The organism is Rhodovulum sp. PH10 (genome assembly GCF_000293785.1).
In the GTDB taxonomy this organism is placed as follows: Bacteria; Pseudomonadota; Alphaproteobacteria; order Rhizobiales; family Xanthobacteraceae; genus Rhodoplanes.
In genome coordinates, this window is sequence record NZ_AKZI01000236.1 from 1 (window position 1) to 338 (window position 338).

General features: G+C 69.2%; 1 protein-coding gene. It reads right to left on the reverse strand.

From position 1 onward, the window contains the following. Positions 1-338 (reverse strand): IS3 family transposase (locus A33M_RS24330; RefSeq protein WP_040622664.1); only part of this gene is annotated, 338 nt, incomplete at both ends.

A 338-nucleotide genomic window follows, 5' to 3' on the forward strand; every position in this document is an offset into this window, starting at 1 on the left:
GTCGATGATCGCCACCAGGTAGAGGAAACCGCGGCCGATCGGGATATAGTTGATGTCCGCCGCCCACACCCCCGCCTTCGCGGGGGGCAGGCTCTGGTTCGGCCGCTCGATCGCCATCTCCCGCAGCAGATAGGGGAAGACCTCGTGGCCCGGTGCCGGCTTCGAGGTGTTCGGCTTCGGCCCCAGCGCGGCGATCCCCATCAGCCGCATCAGGCGCTGCACGCGCTTGCGGTTGACGAGCCATCCCTCGGCCCGGAGCGTCGCCGTCAGCCGGCGCGAGCCGTAGAACGGCCACGTCGTGAACAGCTCGTCGAGCCGCCGCATCAGGGCGAGATCGT